Genomic DNA, 21,158 nt, shown 5'->3' on the forward strand with positions numbered 1-21,158 from the left:
TCACGAGCAGCCGTAGGCTGCCGGTCATGGCCAACCACCCGCGGGCGGGCACCCCCGCCCTGCCCGAGGACCTCGTCGACCTGTCGGCGCTGCTCGCCGCGTACGCGGACGTGCACCCCGATCCCGCCGTGGCCGCCCAGCGGGTGGCGTTCGGGACCTCGGGGCACCGCGGGTCCGCGCTGAGCGCCACGTTCAACGACGACCACATCGCCGCCACGAGCCAGGCCATCGCGGAGTACCGCGCGCAACAGGGCACCGACGGCCCGCTGTTCCTCGGCAAGGACACCCACGCCCTGTCCGACCCCGCCTGGGTCACCGCGGTGGAGGTGTTGTCCGCCAACGGGGTCCGGGTGCTGGTGGACAGCCGCGACCGCTGGACGCCCACCCCGGCCGTCTCGCACGCGATCCTCACCCACAACGCGGGGCGCACCGCGGGGCTCGCGGACGGCGTCGTCGTCACGCCCTCGCACAACCCGCCCGCGGACGGCGGCTTCAAGTACAACCCGCCGGACGGCGGACCCGCGGGCACGGACGCGACCGGCTGGATCGCCGACCGCGCGAACGAGCTCCTGGAGGCCGGGCTGCGCGGGGTGCGGCGGACCCCGATCGAGCGGGCCGAGCGCGGCACGTACGACTTCCTCGACGCCTATGTCAGCGACCTCGGCTCCGTCGTGGACCTCGACGCCGTGCGCGGCGCCGGGGTGGTGCTGGGCGCCGACCCGCTCGGCGGCGCGTCCGTGGACTACTGGGGCGCCATCGCCGAGCGCTACAAGCTCGACCTGACGGTGGTGAACCCGGCGGTCGACCCGACGTTCGCGTTCATGACCCTGGACTGGGACGGCAAGATCCGCATGGACTGCTCCTCCCCCTACGCCATGGCCTCGCTCGTCGCGGGCAAGGACCGGTTCACGATCTCCACCGGCAACGACGCGGACTCCGACCGGCACGGCATCGTCACCCGGGACGCCGGGCTGATGAACCCGAACCACTACCTCGCCGTCGCCATCGGGTACCTCTACGCGCACCGCCCCGGCTGGCCCGCGGGCGCGGCCGTCGGGAAGACGGCGGTGAGCTCGTCGATGATCGACCGGGTGGCCGCCGACCTGGGCCGGGAGCTGCTCGAGGTGCCGGTCGGGTTCAAGTGGTTCGTCCCCGGCCTGCGCGACGGGAGCATCGCGTTCGGCGGCGAGGAGAGCGCGGGGGCGTCGTTCCTGCGCACGGACGGCCGCCCGTGGTCGACGGACAAGGACGGGATCATCCTCTGCCTGCTCGCCGGTGAGATCACCGCGGTCACCGGCCGGACGCCGTCGGAGCACTACGCCGAGCTGACCGAGCGGTTCGGCGCGCCCGCCTACGCCCGGATCGACGTGGCCTGCTCGCGGGAGGACAAGGCGAAGCTGGGCAGGCTGTCCGCCTCGGACGTCACGGCCACCTCCCTGGCCGGCGAGGAGATCACCGCCCGGCTGACCACGGCGCCGGGCAACGGCGCCCCGCTCGGCGGGCTGAAGGTGACCACGGAGAACGGCTGGTTCGCCGCCCGCCCGTCCGGCACCGAGGACGTGTACAAGGTCTACGCCGAGAGCTTCCTCGGCGCGGAGCACCTGGGCCGGATCCAGGCAGAGGCACAAGACGTCGTCAAGGGGGCGCTGGCATGAGCCGCAAGCACGTCGGCCTGGGGATCGACATCGGCGGGTCCGGGATCAAGGGCGCGCCGGTGGACCTGGAGAAGGGGAAGCTCGCCGACGAGCGGCTGCGCATCCCCACGCCGCAGCCGTCCACCCCGGAGGCGGTGGCGGAGGTCGTCGGGCAGATCCTCGACCACTTCGACTGGAAGGACCCCTTCGGCTGCACCTTCCCCGCGGTCGTCCAGCACGGGGTCACCCAGACCGCGGCCAACGTGGACAAGACCTGGATCGGCGCGGACGCCCACCACGTGATCAAGCACGTCACCGGGCGCAAGGCGCTCGTGGTGAACGACGCCGACGCCGCGGGCATGGCGGAGGTCGAGTACGGCGCGGCGAAGGGGCACAAGGGAACCGTGCTCGTGTCCACCCTGGGCACGGGGATCGGGTCGGCGCTGGTGATCGGCGGGCGGCTGGTCCCCAACACCGAGCTGGGCCACGTGGAGCTCGACGGCGTGGACTACGAGACCCGCGCCGCCGACTCGGCCCGCGAGCGCGAGGACCTGTCCTGGGAGGACTGGGGAGCCCGGCTGACGCGGTACTACCAGCACATCGAGAACCTGCTGTGGCCGGACCTGATCGTGGTCGGCGGCGGGGTGAGCAAGAAGTTCTCCCGCTGGAGCCCCTACGTCAGCACCCGCACCCCCCTGGTCCCCGCCGAGCTGCTCAACGAGGCCGGGATCATCGGGGCGGCGCTGCTGGCGCACGAGTGAACGCCTCGGCCTGGATGGTGTAGAGCTCCGCGTACTCGCCGTCCAGGGCCATCAGCTCCTCGTGCGTGCCCTGTTCGAGGACGCGGCCGTCCCGCAGCACCACGATCCGGTCGGCGTCCCGGATGTTCGCGAGCCGGTGGGTGACCAGGACCGTCAGCCGGTCCGCACCCCCGGCCCGCAACGCCCCGAACACCGCCTTCTCGGCGCGGGCGTCCATCGCCGCCGTCGGCTCGTCCGCCACGACGACGGGCGCGTCGCGGTAGAGCCCGCGGGCGACGCCGATGCGCTGCCACTGCCCGCCGGAGAGGTCCCGGCCGCCCTGGAACTCCTTGGACAGCATGGAGTCCCGGCCGACCTCGTCGACGACGGTGTGGGCACCGGAGCGGTTCACCGCGTCCCGGAACACCGCGTCGGTGGGGTCGGGTCGTTCGAGCCTGCCGATGCGGACGTTGTTCTCCGCCGTCATCGGCCAGCGCAGCGGCTCCTGCCGGACGACGCCGACCCGGTCGAGCAGCGCGTCCTCGTCGACCGCGGAGGTGGGCACCCCGTCCCAGCGCACCTCGCCCGCGGTGGGCAGCATCAGGCCGGTGAGCAGGGTGGACAGGGTGGTCTTGCCCGACCCGTTCTCCCCCACGAGGGCGATCACCTCGCCGCGGCGGAAGGTGAGGTGGATGTCGTGCAGGGCGTCCGCGGCGGCGCCGGGATAGCGGAACGACACGTGCGCCAGCTCGATCGTTCCCGGGTCGCCGTGCAGCTCCCGGACGCCGGGTGGTCGGGTGCGGGCGTCTAGGGTCTCGACGCAGGTCTGCATCAGGTCGAGGTGCACGCCCACCTCGAACAGGCCGTTCACCGCGTACACACCGCTCAGGATCGCGCCGCTCGCGCGCTGCATCGCGACGACCGCCGTGCCGGCGAGGGCCAGCGGCAGCCACCCCGCCCATGCGATCAGCGCGAGGACGCCGTACGCCGCGCCGGTGACCAGGCCGGACAGGCCGCGCCCGGTCGTCGCGAGGCGGTTCTGCCGGTGCCCCAGCCGGATCGCGCCGCGCATCAGCTCGGCGGCGATGCGCCGGTGCTCCCGCAGCACCACCTCGCGGGCCGTGTAGGCGCGCAGCTCCGCCGCCGGGTCCCGGCCGGTGATCAGGTATCCGGTGACCCCCCGCCGCCGGTTCGCCGAGTTCAGCTCCACGATCGAGGCCATGTCGGCCTGCCGGGCGCGCACGCTCGCCCAGGCCTGCGGGAGCCCCGTGATCAGCACGAGCGGCGCGAGCAGGGGATGGAGCACGGCCGCCGCGACCACCGCGGCGAGCAGGGTGACCGTCGAGGCGATCAGGTTCTCCAGCAGGTCCACGCCGATCCGGATGCGCATGATCGATCCGTAGGCGTTGCGCTGCACCAGCTCGGCGAAGTCCGGGTCGTCGAACGCGATCAGTTCCACCCGCACCAGCCGGGAGTACAGCTCGTCCTCGGCCTCGCGCTCGATCCGCGGGGACAGCTCCGACTTCACCGCCCCCGCGGCAGCGTCCAGCAGCGCCCGGCCCGCCAGCGCGGCGACGACCCACGCCATCGCGGGGAGCGCGGCGAGCAGGCGCTCCGGTGTCGGGACGGCGGCGAGCAGACCCGTGAAGACGTCCGCCGTCGCGAGCAGGCCGAAGGCGGTGACCCCCGCCGCGGCGAGGCTCACGACGCCGGACAGCACGGTCAACCCGGGCGAGGCGCGCCACGCCCACCCGACCAGCACCGACACCGTGCGCGGCAGCCCGCGCGCGATGGTCCACGGCCCCGCCTCGGCCGCCCGCTGCTGGTCCCTCAGGTAGAACGGCGTCTCCATGTCGGCCGCACCGATCAGCGGCGGTGAGTCCCCCATCGCTCCATGGTGCCGAGTGGCCGCACGTTTCGTGCTCTGGTTGCGGTGGCAACAGCGCGCAGCGCACGGAACCGACGATCATGCAGCACTGAGCGCACGACCCGTGCGCAACCTCAGCGGGCGACCAGCGCCTCCACCGTCGCGCGGGCGCCCTCGTCGTGCAGGGAGTTCAGGGCCCACAGGTAGGCCTCGCGGAAGCGCTCCTGCCGGGCGAGGTCGCCGAAGACCGCGGTGTTCTCGATGAACGCCGTCGGGTTCTCGCGCTGGGTCCGCGCGAGCGGGACCAGGGTGTCGGCGAGGCGGTCCTGGACGTCGATCGGTTCGCCCTTCTCGTCGACGCCCTCGGCGTAGCGCGCCCAGCCCGCGACGACCGCGGCGGCGCGCTCCAGCTCGCCGCCGTGCTCGAGCTGGTGGCGGATCACCGGGAGCACCCACAGCGAGATGCGGTCGGAGCTGCCGAAGTTGATGCGCGCCAGGGTGTCGGCGACGCCGGGGTTGGCGAAGCGCTCGATCAGCGTCGTCTTGTACTCGTCGAGGTCCACGCCGGGGACCGGAGACAGCGTCGGCGTGCCCTCGTGGTCCATGTAGGCGCGCAGGAAACGGGCGAACAGCGGGTCGCCCGCCACCTCGTGGACGTACCGGTGACCCGCCAGGAAGCCGAGGTAGCCCAAGGCCTGGTGCCCGGCGTTGAGCAGGCGCAGCTTCATCAGCTCGTACGGGACGACGTCCTCGACGAGCTGCACCCCGACGTCCTCGAACGGCGGGCGGCCCGCCGTGAAGTGGTCCTCGAGAACCCACTGCGTGAACGGCTCGCAGACGACCGGCCACCCGTCCTCCAGGTCGAACTCCTCGGCGAGGCGCGCGGTGTCCTCGGGGCTGGTGGCGGGGGTGATGCGGTCCACCATGGAGTTCGGGAAGCCGACGTTCTCCTCGATCCAGGTGGCCAGCTCGGCGTCCTTGAGCCGCGCGAACGCCGCGAACGTGCGGGCGGCGGTGTCGCCGTTGCCCTGGATGTTGTCGCAGCTCATGATCGTGAAGCCGGGCAGACCGCGCTCGCGGCGGCGGCGCAGCGCCTCGGTGACCAGGCCGAACACCGTGGCGGGCACCGCGCCCGCGGCGAGGTCGGCGCGGACGGCGGGGTCCTCGGCGTCGAACTCGCCGGTGACCTGGTCGATCGTGTAGCCGCCCTCCGTGATCGTCAGCGACACGATCCGGGTGCCTGCGGCGGCCATCTTCTCGATGACGGCCTCGGGCGAGTCCGGCGCGAAGAGGTACTCGACGATCGAGCCGATCACCCGCGGCCGCAGCGACCCGTCGGGCTGCTTCTCGACGAGCGTGTAGAGCCCCTCCTGCGCGGTCAGGACCTCCTGCATCCGCCGGTCCCCCGGCAGCACGCCGACGCCACAGATGCCCCAGTCCAGGGCCTCGCCCTCGTTCATCAGGGCGTCGACGTACATCGCCTGGTGCGCCCGATGGAAGCCGCCCACTCCGAAGTGGACGATGCCGACCGTCACCCCGGACCGGTCGTAGGACGGGACCTCCACCCCGTCGAGCTGCGGTGGCACACCCCCGACCAGCGACACCATGGCTCTCCTCCCACGTCTGCTCCGACGAGGGCCGAGCCTAACGGCCCGCCGCCGCCGGGGCAGGGCGGAGCCGGCTCAGAACGGACGCAGCCCCCAGCTCCCGGTCCAGGACTCCCCCGGCTCGAGGATCTGCAGGTCCGTGCCGGAGTTCAGGGCGTCCGGCGGGCACGTCATGGGCTCGACGGCGACGGCCCGGCCGTGGCCGGGCATGTCGTCCGGGGTGAACACCTGCACCCACCCGAAGGCGGGGTCCGCCCAGAGCTCGACGCCGCCGTCCGGACCGGTCAGGGTGTGGCGGACGAGGCCGTCGGTGGGGACGCAGTCCCCGAACGCGTCGTCCAGGGTCGTGGTGGCCAGCGGGAACGTGGTGTCCCGCGGCGCGAGCGGGCCGCTCGGGATCTGGTCGCGCAGCGGGAGCTGCGCGCGGGCGGCGAGGGTGAGGGTGCAGTCGTCGGTCGGGGTGTCCCCGACCCGCAGGTACGGGTGAAAGCCGAGGCCGAACGGGATCGGGCCGGAGCCCTCGTTGGTCGCGGTGGTCTCGACGGACAACCCGTCGTCCCCGACCCGGTAGGTGACGGCGACGGTGACCGGCTGCGGCCACCCGTTCTGCGGCGGTGCGGTCGCCGTCAGGGTGATCGCCGCGTCCGTCTGGTCCGAGGGGCGCCAGAAGGCGTGGCGGAGCAGGCCGTGGATCGCGTTGCCCGCGGCGGGTTCGCTCAGCGCCAGCTGCTGGGTCCGCCCCTCCCACGTCCAGCGGCCGCCCGCGACCCGGTTCGGCCAGGGCGCGAGCAGGGCGCCCGAACCGCGCGGGGGACGGGAGCCGTCCGGGACGGGCTCGGTGTAGAGGGTCTCGCCGACGGCGAAGTACCGCAGCCCCGCCCCGACCTCGCTCACCGCCGCCCGGGCCGCGCCGGAGACGATCGTGAAGTGCTCACCGCACGGATCCATCACGCCGGAGATCCTGCCGGCGCCACGGACGTGCCCGTTCAGGAGGCCAGCAACGGGGCCGGGGCGCCGAGGTCGATCACGGTCGCGTCGCCCGCGAGGGCGGCGAGGTGGTCGTGGTGGGAGAACAGCAGGACCTGCCAGTCCGCGGCCAGCTCGGCGAGGACGGCGAGCGCGGCGGCGGCGCGGGCGTCGTCGAAGGTCATGAGGACGTCGTCGAGCACGACGGGGACGACCGGCAGCCCGGCCGCGCGGCGCTCGGCCTGCAGCTGCCGGATGCCGGCCAGCCGCAGCGCGAGGAAGACCTGGTCGGCGGTGCCCTCGGACAGCCGCTCGGGGCCGAGCTCCTCCCCGTCCGCCCGCACGGCGACGAGCGTGCGGGACTCCCCCGTGCCACCCGGCCGCAACGCGGTGAACCGGCCGCCGGTGAGCCGCGCGAGCAGCCCGCCCGCCTCCTCCAGCAGCGGCGACGAGTGCCTGCGCTCGTAGCCCTCCAGCTCGCGACGCAGCGTCTCGCGCTGCAGGTGCACCACGACATAGCGCTCCGCCGCCTCGGCCGCGCGGGCCAGGTGCTCCTGCGCCTCGGCGTGCAGCACCGCGGCGCCGTCCGCCCCCTCCAGGACCCGGCGCCGGTCCCGCAGCCTGCCGAGCTGCTCGTAGAGCTCGGCCGCCTCCTGGGAGAGGGCCGCGGCGGTGGCCCTGGCCTGGTCGAGGTCCGCGGCCAGGCCCGACTCCTCCGCCGTCTCCGAGGCCGCGACCAGCTCGTCCGCGTCGAGGTCCGGGGCCGCGGTGCGCAGCAGCGCCAGGGCGGTCTGCTCCTCGGCGGAGATCCGCACGGCCTCGCGGCCCCGCTCGGCGGCCGCGTCCAGCCCACCCTCCTCGGGGGTCGACGTCAGCCACAGCTCGACGGCGAGGCGGTCCAACCTGCCGCGGGCCGCGGCGGCCTCGCGCCGCACCCGGCGGGCCTCGGACTCGGTCTGCTCCAGCAGCGCGTCGACGTGCCGGGCGGACACCGCGGCGGCCGCGGCCTCCCGCACCCGCTCGGTCAGCTCCGGCAAGGCCACGGCCGGGGAGGCGGGCGCGCCCAGGTGGCGCTCCGCCAGGGCCGCGACCGCCTTCTCGTGGGCCGAGACCCGAGCGGCGAGCCGCTTGGCCTCGGCCGCCAGACCGCGGGCGTCCGCCTCCGCGCGCACCGCGGCGGCCAGCACCTCCCGGCGCATCCGCCAGGCGCCCGGGCCGAGGTCTCCCGGCTCCCCCGCGGCGCGCAGGGCGTGCCGCCAGCGGACCAGGACCTGGTCGAGGTCGTGGCGACGCGCATCCGCCTCGGCGGCGGCGCGCTCGGCGTCCGCCCGGAGCCGGGCCAGGACGGTGCGCCGGTCCCGGGCCGCGTCCGCCTCGGCCTCGAGATCGGCGGCGGCGTGCAGCAGCGCGTCCAGGTCGGCACCCGGCCGGGGCCGCCCCGCCGCCTCGAGCGCGGCGGCGAGCGTGCGGGCCTGGGCCTGCTCGTCCGCCACGAGGTCCCGGGCGCGGGCCAGGGCGTGGTCGCGCTCGGCCAGCGCGGTGCGCGCGGCCAGCAGGGCGGCGCGGACGGTGTCCGCCTCGTCCGGGTGCGGGGCCGGGACGTCCGCCCAGAGCGCGGTCCAGCGCTCCCGGGCCTCGGCCCGCGCCACCGCGGCGGCCTCGGCGGCCCGCTCGGCGGCCGCGAGCTCCTCCTCGGTGGCGGTCAGCTCCGCGCGGGCGCGGGTCAGCTCGGCCATCCGGTCCGCGGCGGTGATCATCCCGTCCGCGAGCCGGTCCGCCTCCCGCACCGCCCGCTCGACGGCGATCGCCGCCTCGGCCAGGCTGGTGATCCGCTCGTGGGGAGTGGGACGGTCGGGAGTCGACCCGTCCGCTCCCGGACCGTGGATCTCGGGGGCGGACTGAGCCGTGATCCGTCCGTGGGGAGCGGAGGGGTCGGGCAGCGACCTTGCGTCTTCCGACGAGTGGATCTCAGGGCTGGGCGAGGCCGCGGAGGCCTGGGGCAGCCGGGGGGCGGGAGTCGCGGAGCCGTGTGCGGCCGTGATCCACTCCTCGGGAGCGGGGCGGTCGGAAATCGACCTCTCCGCTCCCGGACCGTGGATCTTGGGGGTGGGCTGGGTTGTGATCCGTTCCTGGGGAGCGGAGGGGTCGGGCAGCGACCTCGCGTCTTCCGACGAGTGGATCTCAAGGTTGGGCGAGGCCGCGGAGGCCGGGTCAGCGGTGCGGCGCGGAGCCGCTGAGCCGTCCGGGACAGTGATCCACTCCCCGGGAGCGGGGCGGTCGGAAATCGACCCCCCTGCTCCCGGACTGTGGATCTCGGGGGCGGGGTGAGCCGTGATCCGTTCCCGGGGAGCGGAGGGGTCGGGAATCGACCCCTCTTCTCCCGGACTGTGGATCTTGGGGGCGGGCTGGGCCGTGATCCGTTCCCGGGGAGCGGAGGGGTCGGGAATCGACCGTTCCCCTCCCGGGCTGTGGATCTCACGGGTGGGGTGGGCCGTGCTCTCGCGGGCGGCGGCGAGGAGGGTGTCCACCGCGGCATCCCGGGCCGCGCGGGCGGCGGCCAGCGCGGCGGGGTCCGCCGGGGCCCCGTCGGCGACGAGCCGGTCGAGCGCGGCCCGCGCCGCGTCCCGACGGCGGGTGGCCCGGTGCGCCTCCCGCCGCGCCTGCCCGTCCGCCTCCGCGGCCTGCCGTAGTGCGGTGCGGTGCGCGGCGATCCGCGCGGCCGCGGGCGGCTCGGGCACCGCACCGGTGGGCGGCACCGCGCCGGGCAGCACCGCGCCGGACAGCACCGCGCCGGGCAGCACCGCGCCGGACAGCACCGCGCCGGGCAGCACCGCGTCGGACAGCACCGCGCCGGGCAGCACCGCGGTGCGAGCGGCGCCTTCGCTCACGAGGTCTGAGTCGGCGTGCCGTTCGTCGGGTGGGGGGAGGGCGGTGCCGGTCAACGCCCGGGTCGCGCGGAGGGAGGCGTCCGCGGCCTCGCGGAGTGCCTCACGGCGGAGGGTGGCGGCGGAGCCCGCGGCGCGGACGGCGCGGTGTGCCTCGACCACCCGGGCGACGGCCGCGGAGTCCGGGCCCGCGGTGCCCTCGGCGGCCTCGCGGACGGTCCGGCGGGCCTGCCGGTGCGCCTCGGCGGCCCGCTCCGCGGCGGCCTGCGCCCGCTCCACCTCCTCGCCCAGCGCCGCCAGGTCCGACGCCCGGTCGGCGGGCACCGTGAGCTGCTCCAGGCGCCGACGCAGCACCCGCGCGTCCACTCCCGGCTCGATCCGCTCCACGAGCTCCTCGGCCTCGCGGGCCCGGGCCGCCGACTCGGCGCGCAGGTCCGCGAGCCGGGCGGACTCGGCCTCCCGGGTCTGCCGCTCGCCGTCGAGGACGCGGATCCGCTCGGCGTCCGCGGTGAGCGCGTCCTCCACGCGGATCTCGGCGCGTTCGGCGCGCAGGTCCCGCAGCCGGGCCTCCAGCTCGTCCAGCGCCGCCTCCGCGGCGTCCCGGGCGGACCGGGCGGTGTCGAACTCGGCGAGGCGGGCCGCGTCCAGCACGACGCCCGAGGCCGCGAGCGCGGCCAGCTCGGCCCGCCGCCGCGCCACCGACCGCGCGGCCGAGTACGCCCGCAGCCGCTGCTGGGCCTCGACGCCCGCGCGGTCCGCCGCCTCGCGGTCGCGGGCCAGGCCCGCGGCCCGCCGTTCGAGCCGCTCGATCTCCTCGGCGAGCGCGGCGACGTCTCCCGCGCGCGACATCTGCTCGGCCATCGCGGCGTCGACGTGCTCGTACGCGCTGATCGCCCGGCGCAGCTCGACCGTGGAGGCGTTCCGGTGCTCCTTGTAGAGGCGGTCCGCCTCGTCGTCCAGCTCGGCGAGGACCGCGCGCACGTCACGCCCGCTGCGCGCGGTGAAGACCAGCTCGGCGAGCTCGCCGCCGCCCTCGCACAGCCGCGCCCCACCCTCGCGCAGCGCCTGGTGGCCGAGCCCGAAGCTCTGCGCCCAGGTGCGCCGGGCGTGCGCGCCTCCCGGCCCCCACGGCGCCTCGACCGCGGTGCCCTCCGGCCCGAACAGCCCGCGGGTGGTGCGGCGGACCTCCAGCTCGGTGTCCTCCAGCGCGATCTCGGCCGCGATCGCCAGCCGCGCGGGGGACGCGGCGTAGGCGTGGCGGACGGGCCGGGGGAAGCCCCAGAGCAGGTCGGACACCGCGTCGAGCAGGGTGGACTTGCCCGCCTCGTTCGGCCCGGTGACGAGCGTGAGGCCGGGGCCGAGCGCGAGCAGTCTGCCCTCGTGGGTGCCGTAGCGCTCGAGGGTCAGCCCGGTGATCCGCATCAGCCGGACCCCGCCAGCCGCGCCCGCAGCTCCTCCTCGGCCCGGCGCGCTAGCGCCGCCAGCCCGGCGTGGTCGCGCAGGTCCAGCCCCGCGCCGCGCAGCCGGCGCCCGACCTCGCGTTCCAGCGGCGCCACCATGGCCTCGACCTGCGACGGGTCCGCCACGAGCCGCTCCGCCGCCGCGGCCACCGCGCCCGCCAGCTCCTCGTCCACGGCGGCCTGCGCGGCGGCGGCGCGGGGTGAGCGGGTCCGGTTGCGCACCGTCTCGACGACGGCCCCGGACTTCTCCGCGACGATGTCGATCTCGGCGCGCAGCCACTCGGCGTCCAGCAGGGCGGGGGCGGCCGCCGTGGCACCGTCGAGCGTGACCCGGGCGGCGACGGGCCGGGACCCCGCCTCCAGCCCGACGTCTCGCAGCCGCCCGTCCAGCGCGTCCAGCACCTCGTCCGCGTCTCCCAGGCCCGACACGTCCAGCCGGATGTGGGTCCAGCGCGCCACGTCGCACACCTCGTGGCGCAGCTGCGCCCGCCCGCCGGGCTCGACCTCGACGACCGTGGCGCCCTTGGCCCCCGGCTCGCGCGGGTGCCTGCCCTGCAGGTTCCCGCTGAACGCCGCCACGTGCTCGCCGTCCGCGACCACCCGCCGGTCGTGGACGTGGCCGAGGGCGAAGTACTCGTAGCGGCAGCGCTCGAGGTCCTCCGGGGTGCAGGGGGCGTAGGAGTCGTGGCCCTCGGCGCCGGTGACCGACGTGTGCAGCAGGCCCACGTTCACCAGCCCCGGGAGGCGGTCGGGGTAGGCCGGGACGAGGTTCTCCAGCACCGCGCGGGTGGCGAAGCCCTGGCCGTGCACGGCCAGGCCCACCTCGTCGAGCACCACGGTCTCGGGGCGGTCGGTGGCGAGCCGGTGCACGTTCGGCGGGAGCCGCAGCGAGCGCGTGATCTCGCTCTCCGCGTCGTGGTTGCCGTTGATCAGGAAGACCGGGATCCCCTCGTCGTGCAGCCTGGAGAGCTGCCGGACGAAGAAGGCGCCGGTGGCGTAGTCCCGCCAGTTCCCGTCGTAGACGTCTCCGGCCAGGAGCAGCGCGTCCGCCCGCTCGGCGACGCACAGGTCCACCAGGTTCTCGCAGGCCCGGCGGGTGGCCCGGCGCAGCGTGGCGGCCAGGTCGCTGTCCGCCAGACGGGACAGGCCCAGCAGCGGGCTGTCCAGGTGCAGGTCCGCGGCGTGGACCAGGCGCATGGCACCTCCCGAGAACTACATGCGTGGAATTCGAGGGTAGCGCCTGGCCCCGACAATCCGACGCAGCGTGCGGAACGGGACCCGACGTGCCCGACGCCACGTACTGCGACCTGCGAGGAAGGACGTACCGTTGTCGGACCTGCACCCCTGCTTCAGCGTCGATCACGGGGCTACTCGACACCCCGGAGGCGACCGTGGCGATCCTGCTCTGCGAGCGCTGCTACGCACCGATCGACCCCGCCCGCGAGCGGCACGTCACGCTCGCCCACATCGACGGCGCGCTGCCGGACGGCGACCTCCGCTGGGTGCACTCCGCCCTGCACGTCGGCCCGTGCGGGGCCCTCGCGACCGACCGCTCGGCCGCCGAGCCGCCGGACACCGGCGAGTGGGACCCGCGCCGGCGGGGCTTCGCGCCCGCCGCCGCCGCGTGGATCAACCGGACGCCGGTGACCGACCGCACCCGCTAGCGTCCCGGGCCGGCGAAATAGGGGGGTCGGCCCCACCCCCCTAGGGCGTTGCCCCGACGCGCGGACCGGCGGCGCGCGGAAGGCTCCGTCGGGTCCGCAGCGTGACGCTCCCCGTCGGAGGCAACCGTTGTCCGCGCCAGTGCCCGCGCCCACACCCGACGACGACCTGCTCCGCCGCGTCGCGCGTGGCGAACCCACCGCCTGGCGGGAGGTCGTGCAGCGCTACGAACGGCTGGTCCGGGCCCGGGTGCGCGGCTTCCGCCTGCAGCCCGCGGACGCCGAGGACGCGGTGGCGGGCACCTGGCTGCGGCTCGCGCAGCACGCCGACCGGATCCAGCACGCCGAACGCCTCGCGGGCTGGCTGTCCACCGTCGCGGGCCGGGAGTGCCTGCGGCTGCTGGACCGCAGCGCGCACGCCGGGATCCCCGTGGCGGACGTCGGGGAGCTCCTGACCGACGCGGTGCCCGGCCCGGAGCACCGGGCCGTGTCGGCGGAGGTCGCACGGGAGGTGCGGGGGCTGGTCGCCGCGCTGCCGTCCCGCCGGCGGGAGCTGCTGGCCGCGCTGTTCGCCGACGAGCCGTGGACCTACGAACGGATCACCGCGGACATCGGGATCCCCATGGGCTCGATCGGCCCGACCCGGGCCCGCGCGCTCGCCCAGCTGCGCGCCGCCGTCACCGAGCGCGGTCTGCGGGCCGGGTAGCGGAGCGGACCCACAGGGCGCCCGCCTGCACCCGGCTGCGCACGCCGAGCTTGGCGAACAGGTGGGTGACGTGGATGCCCACGGTCTTCTCGCTGATGAACAGCCGCCGCGCGATCTCGCGGTTGGTGTGGCCCTCGGCGATCTCGGCCAGCACCTCGCGCTCGCGCGGCGTGAGGCTCGCGAGTCGGTCGGCCCGCTGCGCGGGCACCGGGACGGGCGGAACCGGTGGGCCCCCTTCGGGCAGCGCCACCCGGGCGCGGCGGGCCAGGTCGCGGACCTCGGCGAGGAGCGGACGGGCGCCGAGGCCCACCAGCAGGTCGTGGGCCCGCGTCAGGTCGTCCGCGGCGGCCGCGGAACGGGTGCGCTGCGCGAACCGCGCCTCGGCCCGGCGCAGCAGCCCGTAGGCCACGTTGTACGGATTGTCCCGGCGCTCCCACTCCTCGGCGACCTCGCCCCAGCGCTCCGGGTCCGACGCCCCGTCCGCCCGCGTCACCTCGGCCGCGCTCATCAGCGCGAACATCTGCACCGACCCGGCGACGGCGGGGGCCGCGCCCGCCGCCCGGGCCGGCAGGTCGGCGGCGTGGCGGCGGAGCAGTGCGACGGTCTCGGCGTCCGGGGCGGGGCGATCCAGCCGGGTGCACTCGGCGTGCGCCCGCAGGCCGTGCCAGACGAGTGCGGCGTCGAGCCAGACGTCGTCGTGCGCGGCCGTGAGCGCCAACCCGGTCAGCGTGTGGGGGATCGCCTCCTCGGGCCTGCCGTGGAACATCGCCAGGCCGGCGCGCAGGGTGAGCAGCGGGACCTTGTACCGAGCGCCTGCGGTGTCGTGCGCGAGCATCTCGACGACGTCCAGGTCCTCGGCCGCGCCCGCCAGGTCGCCCTCGCCGACCCGCATCCGGCCGCGGGACAGCCGGATGTCCATCGCCTCGCTGCCCGCCGGGCGCGCCGCGAAGGCCTGCTCGATCACGGCGTCCGCCTCCGCCCAGCGCCCCACGCGGAACTGGCCGTTGGCGGCCAGGGACAGCAGCCGCACCCCGTGGGTGCGGCCGAGCCCCAGCTCGGTGAGCCTGCGGGCCCCGGTCAACGCCAGCTCGATGCCCTCGGTGATCGCGCCGAGCGGCCCGGACAGCAGCTCCGCGCGCCGGTGGTAGGCGCGCCCCAGGACCGCGGGCGAGCCGCTCTCCTCCGCCGCCCGCAGCCCCTCGGCCAGCGCGGCGGCGCCCGCGGCGGGGTCCTCCAGGTAGGCGAGGCTGTAGCCCAGCGTCAGCAGCAGGCGGGCCTGCTCGGCGAGCGCCCCGGTCGCGCGCGCGACCTCGAGGGACCGGACCGCCTCCTGCCGGGCCTCGGCGAGACTGCCGCCGAGCAGCAGCGCCTCCGCGTGGCCCGCCAGGGCGGTCGCGTCCGTGCCCGCGGCGAGGACCTCGCGGTAGACGCGTTCGGCCTCGGTGCCGCGGCCCGCGTCGAGCAGGTAGCCGCCGAGCCGGGACAGCAACGCGCTGCCGCCGCCGAGATCGAGCCGTGCGCGCAGCGCGGTGATCGCCGCGTCGTGTTCCCCGGCGAGGTGGGCGGCCTCGGCGGCCCGTTCGAGCGCGGGGGCCCGGTCCGGGGCGTCCGCCCCGGGGGCCAGGTCGGCGACCCGCTGCCAGTGGTGGAAGGCGTCCGCGTAGCCGTGGACCCGCTCGGCCGCCTCGGCCGCCGCCGCGGCGGCGGACCGGGCGCGCCCGCCGTCCCCCGCCCGGTCCCAGTGGTGGGCCAGCAGGGCGGGCTCGGCGGCGGCGGGGTCGGCGGCACCGAGCTCCGTCAGCGCGAGGGCGTGGCGCCGGTGCAGGTCGCGGCGCTCCGCGGGGAGCAGGTCCGCCGCCACCACGTCCACGGCCAGGCCGTGGCGCAACCGGTACCCCTCGTCCTCCACGACGACCGAGCCCTCGTCCACCGCCTCGCGCACCGCGGCCAGCAGCCGGTCGGCGGACAGGGCGGTGACCAGGCCCGTCACCTCGTGCGAGACGCTCCCCTCCGCCACCGAGAGCGCCCGGACGACGCTGCGGGCGTCCGGCGGGAGGGCGCGCACCCGGCCGAGCACGAGGTCGCGCAACCCGCCCGTGAGGGCCGCGGCGTCCCGGTCCCGCAGCGCGCGCAGGGTCTCCTCGGCGATGAACGCGTTCCCGCGCGAGCGGCGCCAGACGAGCTCGCCGGAGTCGGCGAGGTCCGCGGGGACGCCTGCCCCCGCGACGAGCGCGTCCACCGACGCCCGGTCCAGGGGGGCGAGCCGCAGGTCGTGGACCCGCGGGTGGCGGCGCAGGCCACCGAGGCCCAGCTCGTCGAGCCCCGGGGAACCGCCGCCCTCCCGGTGGGTGACCACGACGAGCAGCCGCGCCGATCCCATCGTGGCGGTGAGGTAGGTCACGAGGTCCCGGGTCGCGCGGTCGGCCCACTGCACGTCCTCGACGATCCACAGCACGGGACGGTCCGCGGCCGCCCCGAGCAGCACCCGTCCGGCCAGGTCGAGGGGGTGGGCGGCCGCGCCGGCACCGGGCAGGATCCCGAGCCCGGCCAGCTCGGCGGACCACGGGTCGAGCGCGGCCCGCCCCTCGGCGTCGAGCGCCCGGACGGCCAGCCCGAGCGCCAACAGCGGCGGGCTCTCCCCCACGTCGACGGCGGTGCCGGACAGCACGAGCGCGCCGGTGCGGGCCGCGACGGCCGCCAGCTCGGTGACCAGCCGGGTCTTCCCGACGCCCGCCTCGCCGGACACCAGGACGACACCCGGCGTGCCCGCCCCGGCCGCCGCCAGGGCGCCGGAGAGCAGGCCGAGCTCGTCGGTGCGCCCGACCAGGGGCGGGCGGCTCGCGGCGCTCACTGTCCGTACGGTATTCAGCCCCGGGCGCCGGGTCCAGCAGACCCCGTCCGCCCGCACGGGGGTGCGAGCCGCGAACCGGGGCCGGTGTGGACACGGCGACCGCCGGTCGCGCCCACACCACCCCCTCGGCCCCGGTCCGACGGTCCCCTCCCCCACGTCGGGACAGAGCGCCGATCCCGGACCGCTGATACAGCGGAACCCGCGCGATGTCTTGCGCACACGAAAGACAGAAATGTGGCATCTTCGGTACATCAGCAGGTGAGGGGAAGTCATGACCGGAGCGCTCCGGGGGCGGCGGCCGACGGCGGCACCCGCGACGGCGGGCGAGGTGTTCGCGCTGATCCGCCAGGGCGCGGTCGCGACACGCACCGAGATCGGCCGGGCCACGGGCCTGTCCCGCACGGCGGTCGCGGCGCGCGTCGACCGGCTGCTGGCCGAGGGCCTGGTCAGCGAGGTGCAGGGCGGCGCGGTGACCGGCGGCAGGCCGGCCGCGCGGCTCGCGTTCCACGCGGGCGGCGGGACCGTGCTGGCCGCGTCGGTCGGGGTGAGCCGCACGTCGCTGGCCGTCTGCGACCTCACCGGCGCGGTCCTGGCCCAGGACTCGCTGCGCATCCGCGCGCGGTCGGGCCCCGAGCCGGTGATGCGTGCCGTCGCCGACCGGCTCGGCGGGCTCCTGGCCGAGGCGGGCGCCGACCGGGCCGGGGTGCGCGGCATCGGGCTGTCCATCCCCGGCACCGTCGACTCGACGGCGGGCTGCAGCATCGGCGTGCCGGTGCTGCCGGGCTGGGCCGAGGTGAAGCTCCCGCCGCTGCTGCACGAGCACTTCGCGGTGCCGGTGCGGGTGGACAACGACGTGAACGTCATGGCGATCGCCGAGCAGCACGCCCACCCCGGCATCGACGACCTGCTCGTGCTGAAGGTCTCGACCGGGATCGGCGCGGCCGTCGTGAGCGGCGGGGTCCTGCAGCGCGGGGCGCGCGGCTCGGCGGGCGAGATCGGGCACACCCAGGTCGCGAACGGCCCGGGCATGCCCTGCCACTGCGGCAACGTGGACTGCATCGAGATCCTGGCCAGCGGGTCCGCGCTCATCCGGGACCTCGTCGTGCGGGGTCGCGCGGTCGACACGGTGTCCGACGTCGTGGACCTCGTCCGCGCCGGGGACGCCGAGGCGGTGACCCTGGTCCGGGAGGCGGGGCGGCGGATCGGCGAGGTCCTCGCCGCCGCCGTGAACCTGCTCAACCCCGCGGTGATCACGGTCGGCGGCGACCTCGTCGGCGCCTACGAGCCGCTGGTCGCGGGCATCCGGGAGTCGGTGTTCAAGCGGGCCGTCGCCACGGCCACGCAGAGCCTGCGGGTCGAGCCGGGCGCGCTCGTCGGGCGCAGCGGCGTGACGGGCTGCGCGATCCTCGTGCTCGACCGGGTCCTGTCCCCCGGCGCGGTCGACGAGATCCTCGCCGCGCGCGACGTGGTGCTGTGACCACGAACGTGTTCACCGCACCGGCTCAGGCCGCGGACTGACCCGCCGAGACCCTGGTCAGCCCCACGAAGACCAGCTCGCGCGACAGGGTGAACCCGAGGTGCTCGTAGAGCCGGATGGCGCCGGTGTTGGACGCGGCGGCGTGCAGGAACGGCTCGTCCCCGCGCTCCCGGATGCCCACCGCCACCGCCCGCATCAGCCGCGCCGCCAGGCCCTGCCCGCGCACCGCCGGGTCCGTGCAGACCGCCGAGATCTCGGTGCGGCCCGGCACCCGCATGCGCTCCCCGGCCATCGCGACGAGCGCCCCCTCGCGGCGGATGCCCAGGTAGGTGCCCAGCTCGATCGTCCGCTGCTTGAACGGGCCCGGCCGGGTGCGGGCGACCAGGTCGAGCATCTCCGGCACGTCCGCCGGGCCCAGCCGCACGGCCTCCGGGTCCGGCTCGGCGACCAGGCCGTCACCGGTCATCTGCACGCCCGGCAGGTCCATCACCGTCGTCCAGCCCGCCGGGGCGGGCCGCGCGGGCCCGGCGAGGACCGCCTCGCCGCCGGGGCCGACCAGGGCCGCGAGGTCCGCCCAGTCCGCGGGCTCGGGGTCCAGGGGCAGCGCGCAGAACGGCGCGATGTCGGGCCGGTAGCGGGCCGCCCGGCCGCGGTGGTCGGCGAGGGAGCGCTGTGGTCCCGTCAGCGCGCTCCGGACGGGATTCTCGAGCGGGTCGGACACCCGTTCATCCTGCAACACGGTGCTATAGGTTTTCCCGGCACCACCCGCACGACCTCGGAGCGACCCTGATGACCACCCGCACCCCGGGAAAGCTGTCCGACGGCCGCGAGATCCTCTGGTACGACCGCGAGCCGGGGCGGGTGGCGGGCGTCGACCACCGCGGTCTGCCGCAGGTCCACACCGTGTCCGAGATCCGCTACGACGAGCTGCTCGACGAGTGGGTGGCGATCGCCTCGCACCGTCAGACCCGCACGTTCCAGCCGTCCGGCGGCGCCGAGCACTGCCCGCTGTGCCCGACCATCCCCGGCCGCGAGACCGAGGTGCCCACCCCGGACTACGAGGTGGTGGCGTTCGAGAACCGCTTCCCGTCGTTCTCCGGCGGGGTCGGGCGGTGCGAGGTGGTGTGTTTCACCAGCGACCACGACGGCCGGTTCGGCGGGCTGCCCGCCGACCGCGTCCGCCTCGTCGTCGACGCCCTCGCGGACCGGACCGCCGAGCTGAGCCTGCTGCCGGGCGTCGAGCAGGTGTTCCCGTTCGAGAACCGGGGCGCGGAGATCGGGGTGACCCTCGCCCACCCGCACGGACAGATCTACGGCTACCCGTTCGTCACGCCCCGGACCCGACAGCAGCTGGAGTCGGCGCGGCGCTACCGCGTGCGCACCCGCGGCGACCTGTACGCGGACATCCTGGACCGGGAGCGCGCGGGCGCCCGGGCGGTCGTCTCGTCCGCGCACTGGACGGCGTTCGTCCCGGTGGCGGCGCGCTGGCCGGTCGAGGTGCACCTCTACCCGCACCGGGACGTGAAGGACCTGCCCGAGCTGACCGCCGAGGAGCGCGCCGACCTGGCCGAGGTCTGGCTCGACGTCCTCGCCCGGCTCGAGCGCTTCCACGACCGCCCGCTGCCCTACATCGCCGCGTGGCACCAGGCGCCGGTGCGCCAGGACCGGCACCTCGCGCGCCTGCACCTGGAGCTGTTCTCCATCCTGCGCACCCCCACGAAGATCAAGTATCTGGCCGGGTCCGAGTCCGGGATGGGCGTGTTCATCAACGACACGACCCCCGAGGACGTCGCGGCGCGCCTGCGGGACCTCGCGTGACGCGCTGGGCCGCGCCCGGGCGGGTCAACCTGATCGGCGAGCACACCGACTACAACGACGGGTTCGTCCTGCCCCTCGCCCTCGCCCAACGCACCGTCGTCACGGTCGAACCGGCCGAGCGGTCCGTGGTGCGGTCGAGCCGCGAGGACGATCCGGTGACCTTCGCGGCCGCCACGGTCGCGCCCGGTGACGTCACGGGCTGGGCCGCCTACGTCGCGGGCGTGTTCTGGGCCTTCCGCGCGGCGGGACACGCCGTGCCGGACCTCGACCTGCACGTCGACGGGGACGTGCCGGTCGGGGCGGGGCTGTCGTCGTCGGCGTCGCTGGAGTGCGCGGTCGCGGTGGCCCTCGCCGAGCTCGGCGGCCTGGACCTGGGCCGCACCGAGCTCGCCCGGCTGGCCCGCCGCGCCGAGAACGAGTTCGTCGGCGCCCCCACCGGGGGCATGGACCAGATGGCCGCCATGCACGGCGCCGCCGGGCGGCTGGTGTTCCTCGACACCCGCACGGACGCCGTCGAGCTGGTGCCCTTCCCCCTCGCCGAGCACGGCCTCGCGCTGCTCGTCGTCGACACGCGGGCGCCGCACCAGCTGGTCGACGGGCAGTACGGGCAGCGCCGCGCCGACTGCGCCGAGGCCGCCGAGCAGCTCGGGGTGCCCGCGCTGCGGGACGCGACGCTCGACGCCGTCGAGCGGCTGACCGACGAACGGCTCCGCCGCCGCGCCCGGCACGTGGTGAGCGAGGACGCCCGGGTGCTCGAGGTCGTCGACCGGCTCACGGCGGGCGCGGACCCCCGTGGGATCGGGCCGCTGCTCAGCGCGTCGCACGCGTCGATGCGGGACGACTTCGCGATCACCGTCCCGCACGTCGACGTCGCCCAGGACGTCATGGAACGGGCGGGCGCGCACGGCGCCCGGATGACCGGGGGCGGGTTCGGCGGCTGCGTGATCGGGCTGGTCGAGGCCGCCGACGTCGACCGGGTGAGCGGCGCGGTGGCCGCGGCCTACGCCGAACGCGGGTGGACGGCCCCGGTCGCGTTCACCGCGGTGGCCTCCGGTGGGGCGGGCCCGGCATGACGCCCTGTCCCTGCGGTCTCGGTGACCCCTACGCCGCCTGCTGCGGCCGCTTCCACGCCGGCGACCTCGCCCCGACGGCCGAGCGGCTGATGCGCAGCCGGTACAGCGCCTTCGCCGTCCGCGACGAGGCGTACCTGCGCCGGACCTGGCACCCGAGCACCCGGCCGCGGCGCATCGCCCTGGTCCCCGACCAGCGCTGGACCCGGCTGGACGTGCTGGCCGTGGACCGCGGCGGGCTGTTCGACACCGACGGCACGGTCGAGTTCCGCGCCCACTCCTCCGCGGGCGACCTGCACGAACACAGCCGGTTCGTCCGCGAGAAGGGCGCCTGGCTCTACCTCGACGGGGTGCTCACGCCGTAGGTCGGTGCCGCTTGGGCGTCCCAAGCGTCGCTCAGCGGTGCTTGGGCGTCC

General features: G+C 76.1%; 15 protein-coding genes. 8 read left to right on the forward strand and 7 right to left on the reverse strand.

Annotation, left to right across the window (positions count from 1 at the left end):
• The first annotated feature begins 26 nt into the window (after positions 1-26).
• Positions 27-1,655 carry a phosphoglucomutase (alpha-D-glucose-1,6-bisphosphate-dependent) gene (pgm, locus tag BLS43_RS06130; RefSeq protein ID WP_093078040.1) on the forward strand — a complete coding sequence of 543 codons (1,629 nt, stop codon included), beginning with the start codon at positions 27-29 and terminating at the stop codon, positions 1,653-1,655.
• Positions 1,652-2,395 (forward strand): polyphosphate--glucose phosphotransferase, encoded by a 744-nt coding sequence (ppgK, locus tag BLS43_RS06135; protein WP_093078043.1) that lies wholly within the window; start codon positions 1,652-1,654, stop codon positions 2,393-2,395. The genes pgm and ppgK overlap by 4 nt, the downstream gene beginning before the upstream one ends.
• On the opposite strand, the gene BLS43_RS06140 is transcribed toward ppgK, so the two are convergent.
• The 5 genes from BLS43_RS06140 to BLS43_RS06160 form a co-directional block, all read right to left on the reverse strand.
• Positions 2,364-4,262 carry an ABC transporter ATP-binding protein gene (locus BLS43_RS06140; RefSeq protein ID WP_093078046.1) on the reverse strand — a complete coding sequence of 633 codons (1,899 nt, stop codon included), beginning with the start codon at positions 4,260-4,262 and terminating at the stop codon, positions 2,364-2,366. The genes ppgK and BLS43_RS06140 overlap by 32 nt on opposite strands.
• A gap of 113 nt (positions 4,263-4,375) precedes the next feature.
• Positions 4,376-5,848, reverse strand: a complete 1,473-nt coding sequence (locus BLS43_RS06145) for a mannitol dehydrogenase family protein (protein ID WP_093078048.1) — start codon at positions 5,846-5,848, stop codon at positions 4,376-4,378.
• 75 nt (positions 5,849-5,923) lie between these two features.
• Positions 5,924-6,796, reverse strand: coding sequence for an aldose 1-epimerase family protein (locus BLS43_RS06150; RefSeq protein WP_093078051.1), 873 nt, complete (start codon positions 6,794-6,796; stop codon positions 5,924-5,926).
• A gap of 38 nt (positions 6,797-6,834) precedes the next feature.
• Complete coding sequence (locus BLS43_RS06155; RefSeq protein WP_093078054.1) at positions 6,835-11,121, reverse strand: AAA family ATPase; 4,287 nt, start codon at positions 11,119-11,121, stop codon at positions 6,835-6,837.
• Positions 11,121-12,356, reverse strand: coding sequence for a metallophosphoesterase family protein (locus BLS43_RS06160; RefSeq protein ID WP_093078057.1), 1,236 nt, complete (start codon positions 12,354-12,356; stop codon positions 11,121-11,123). Before BLS43_RS06160 ends, BLS43_RS06155 begins: the two co-directional genes overlap by 1 nt.
• A gap of 194 nt (positions 12,357-12,550) precedes the next feature.
• Here BLS43_RS06160 and BLS43_RS06165 point away from each other — a divergent pair, with 194 nt between their 5' ends.
• Both BLS43_RS06165 and BLS43_RS06170 read left to right on the forward strand, forming a co-directional pair.
• A complete protein-coding gene (locus tag BLS43_RS06165; RefSeq protein ID WP_093078060.1) occupies positions 12,551-12,823 on the forward strand; it encodes a hypothetical protein in 273 nt (90 codons plus the stop codon).
• A 127-nt stretch (positions 12,824-12,950) separates the two neighbouring features.
• The gene (locus BLS43_RS06170) at positions 12,951-13,526 is read left to right on the forward strand and encodes an RNA polymerase sigma factor (RefSeq protein ID WP_093078063.1); all 576 of its coding nucleotides are present in this window, start codon (positions 12,951-12,953) and stop codon (positions 13,524-13,526) included.
• Here BLS43_RS06170 and BLS43_RS31620 read toward each other — a convergent pair.
• On the reverse strand, positions 13,498-16,377 hold the full coding sequence (locus tag BLS43_RS31620; protein WP_176921189.1) for a helix-turn-helix transcriptional regulator: 2,880 nt from the start codon (positions 16,375-16,377) through the stop codon (positions 13,498-13,500). The genes BLS43_RS06170 and BLS43_RS31620 overlap by 29 nt on opposite strands.
• Before the next feature lie 271 nt (positions 16,378-16,648).
• Between BLS43_RS31620 and BLS43_RS06180 the strand changes: the two genes are divergently transcribed.
• Positions 16,649-17,854 carry an ROK family transcriptional regulator gene (locus tag BLS43_RS06180; RefSeq protein ID WP_093078069.1) on the forward strand — a complete coding sequence of 402 codons (1,206 nt, stop codon included), beginning with the start codon at positions 16,649-16,651 and terminating at the stop codon, positions 17,852-17,854.
• 25 nt (positions 17,855-17,879) lie between these two features.
• Here the strand turns inward: BLS43_RS06180 and BLS43_RS06185 are convergent, their stop codons facing one another.
• Positions 17,880-18,575: a GNAT family N-acetyltransferase gene (locus BLS43_RS06185; protein WP_093078072.1), complete on the reverse strand. Its 696-nt coding sequence runs from the start codon at positions 18,573-18,575 to the stop codon at positions 17,880-17,882.
• 68 nt (positions 18,576-18,643) lie between these two features.
• Here BLS43_RS06185 and galT point away from each other — a divergent pair, with 68 nt between their 5' ends.
• The 3 genes from galT to BLS43_RS06200 are packed head-to-tail and all read left to right on the forward strand — an operon-like array spanning position 18,644 to position 21,107.
• Positions 18,644-19,672: a galactose-1-phosphate uridylyltransferase gene (galT, locus tag BLS43_RS06190; protein ID WP_093078075.1), complete on the forward strand. Its 1,029-nt coding sequence runs from the start codon at positions 18,644-18,646 to the stop codon at positions 19,670-19,672.
• Positions 19,669-20,745, forward strand: coding sequence for a galactokinase (galK, locus tag BLS43_RS06195; protein WP_093078078.1), 1,077 nt, complete (start codon positions 19,669-19,671; stop codon positions 20,743-20,745). The genes galT and galK overlap by 4 nt, the downstream gene beginning before the upstream one ends.
• Positions 20,742-21,107, forward strand: a complete 366-nt coding sequence (locus tag BLS43_RS06200; RefSeq protein WP_093078080.1) for a YchJ family protein — start codon at positions 20,742-20,744, stop codon at positions 21,105-21,107. The genes galK and BLS43_RS06200 overlap by 4 nt, the downstream gene beginning before the upstream one ends.
• Positions 21,108-21,158: the final 51 nt, after the last annotated feature.

Source organism: Pseudonocardia oroxyli (genome assembly GCF_900102195.1).
Taxonomy (GTDB): domain Bacteria; phylum Actinomycetota; class Actinomycetes; order Mycobacteriales; family Pseudonocardiaceae; genus Pseudonocardia; species Pseudonocardia oroxyli.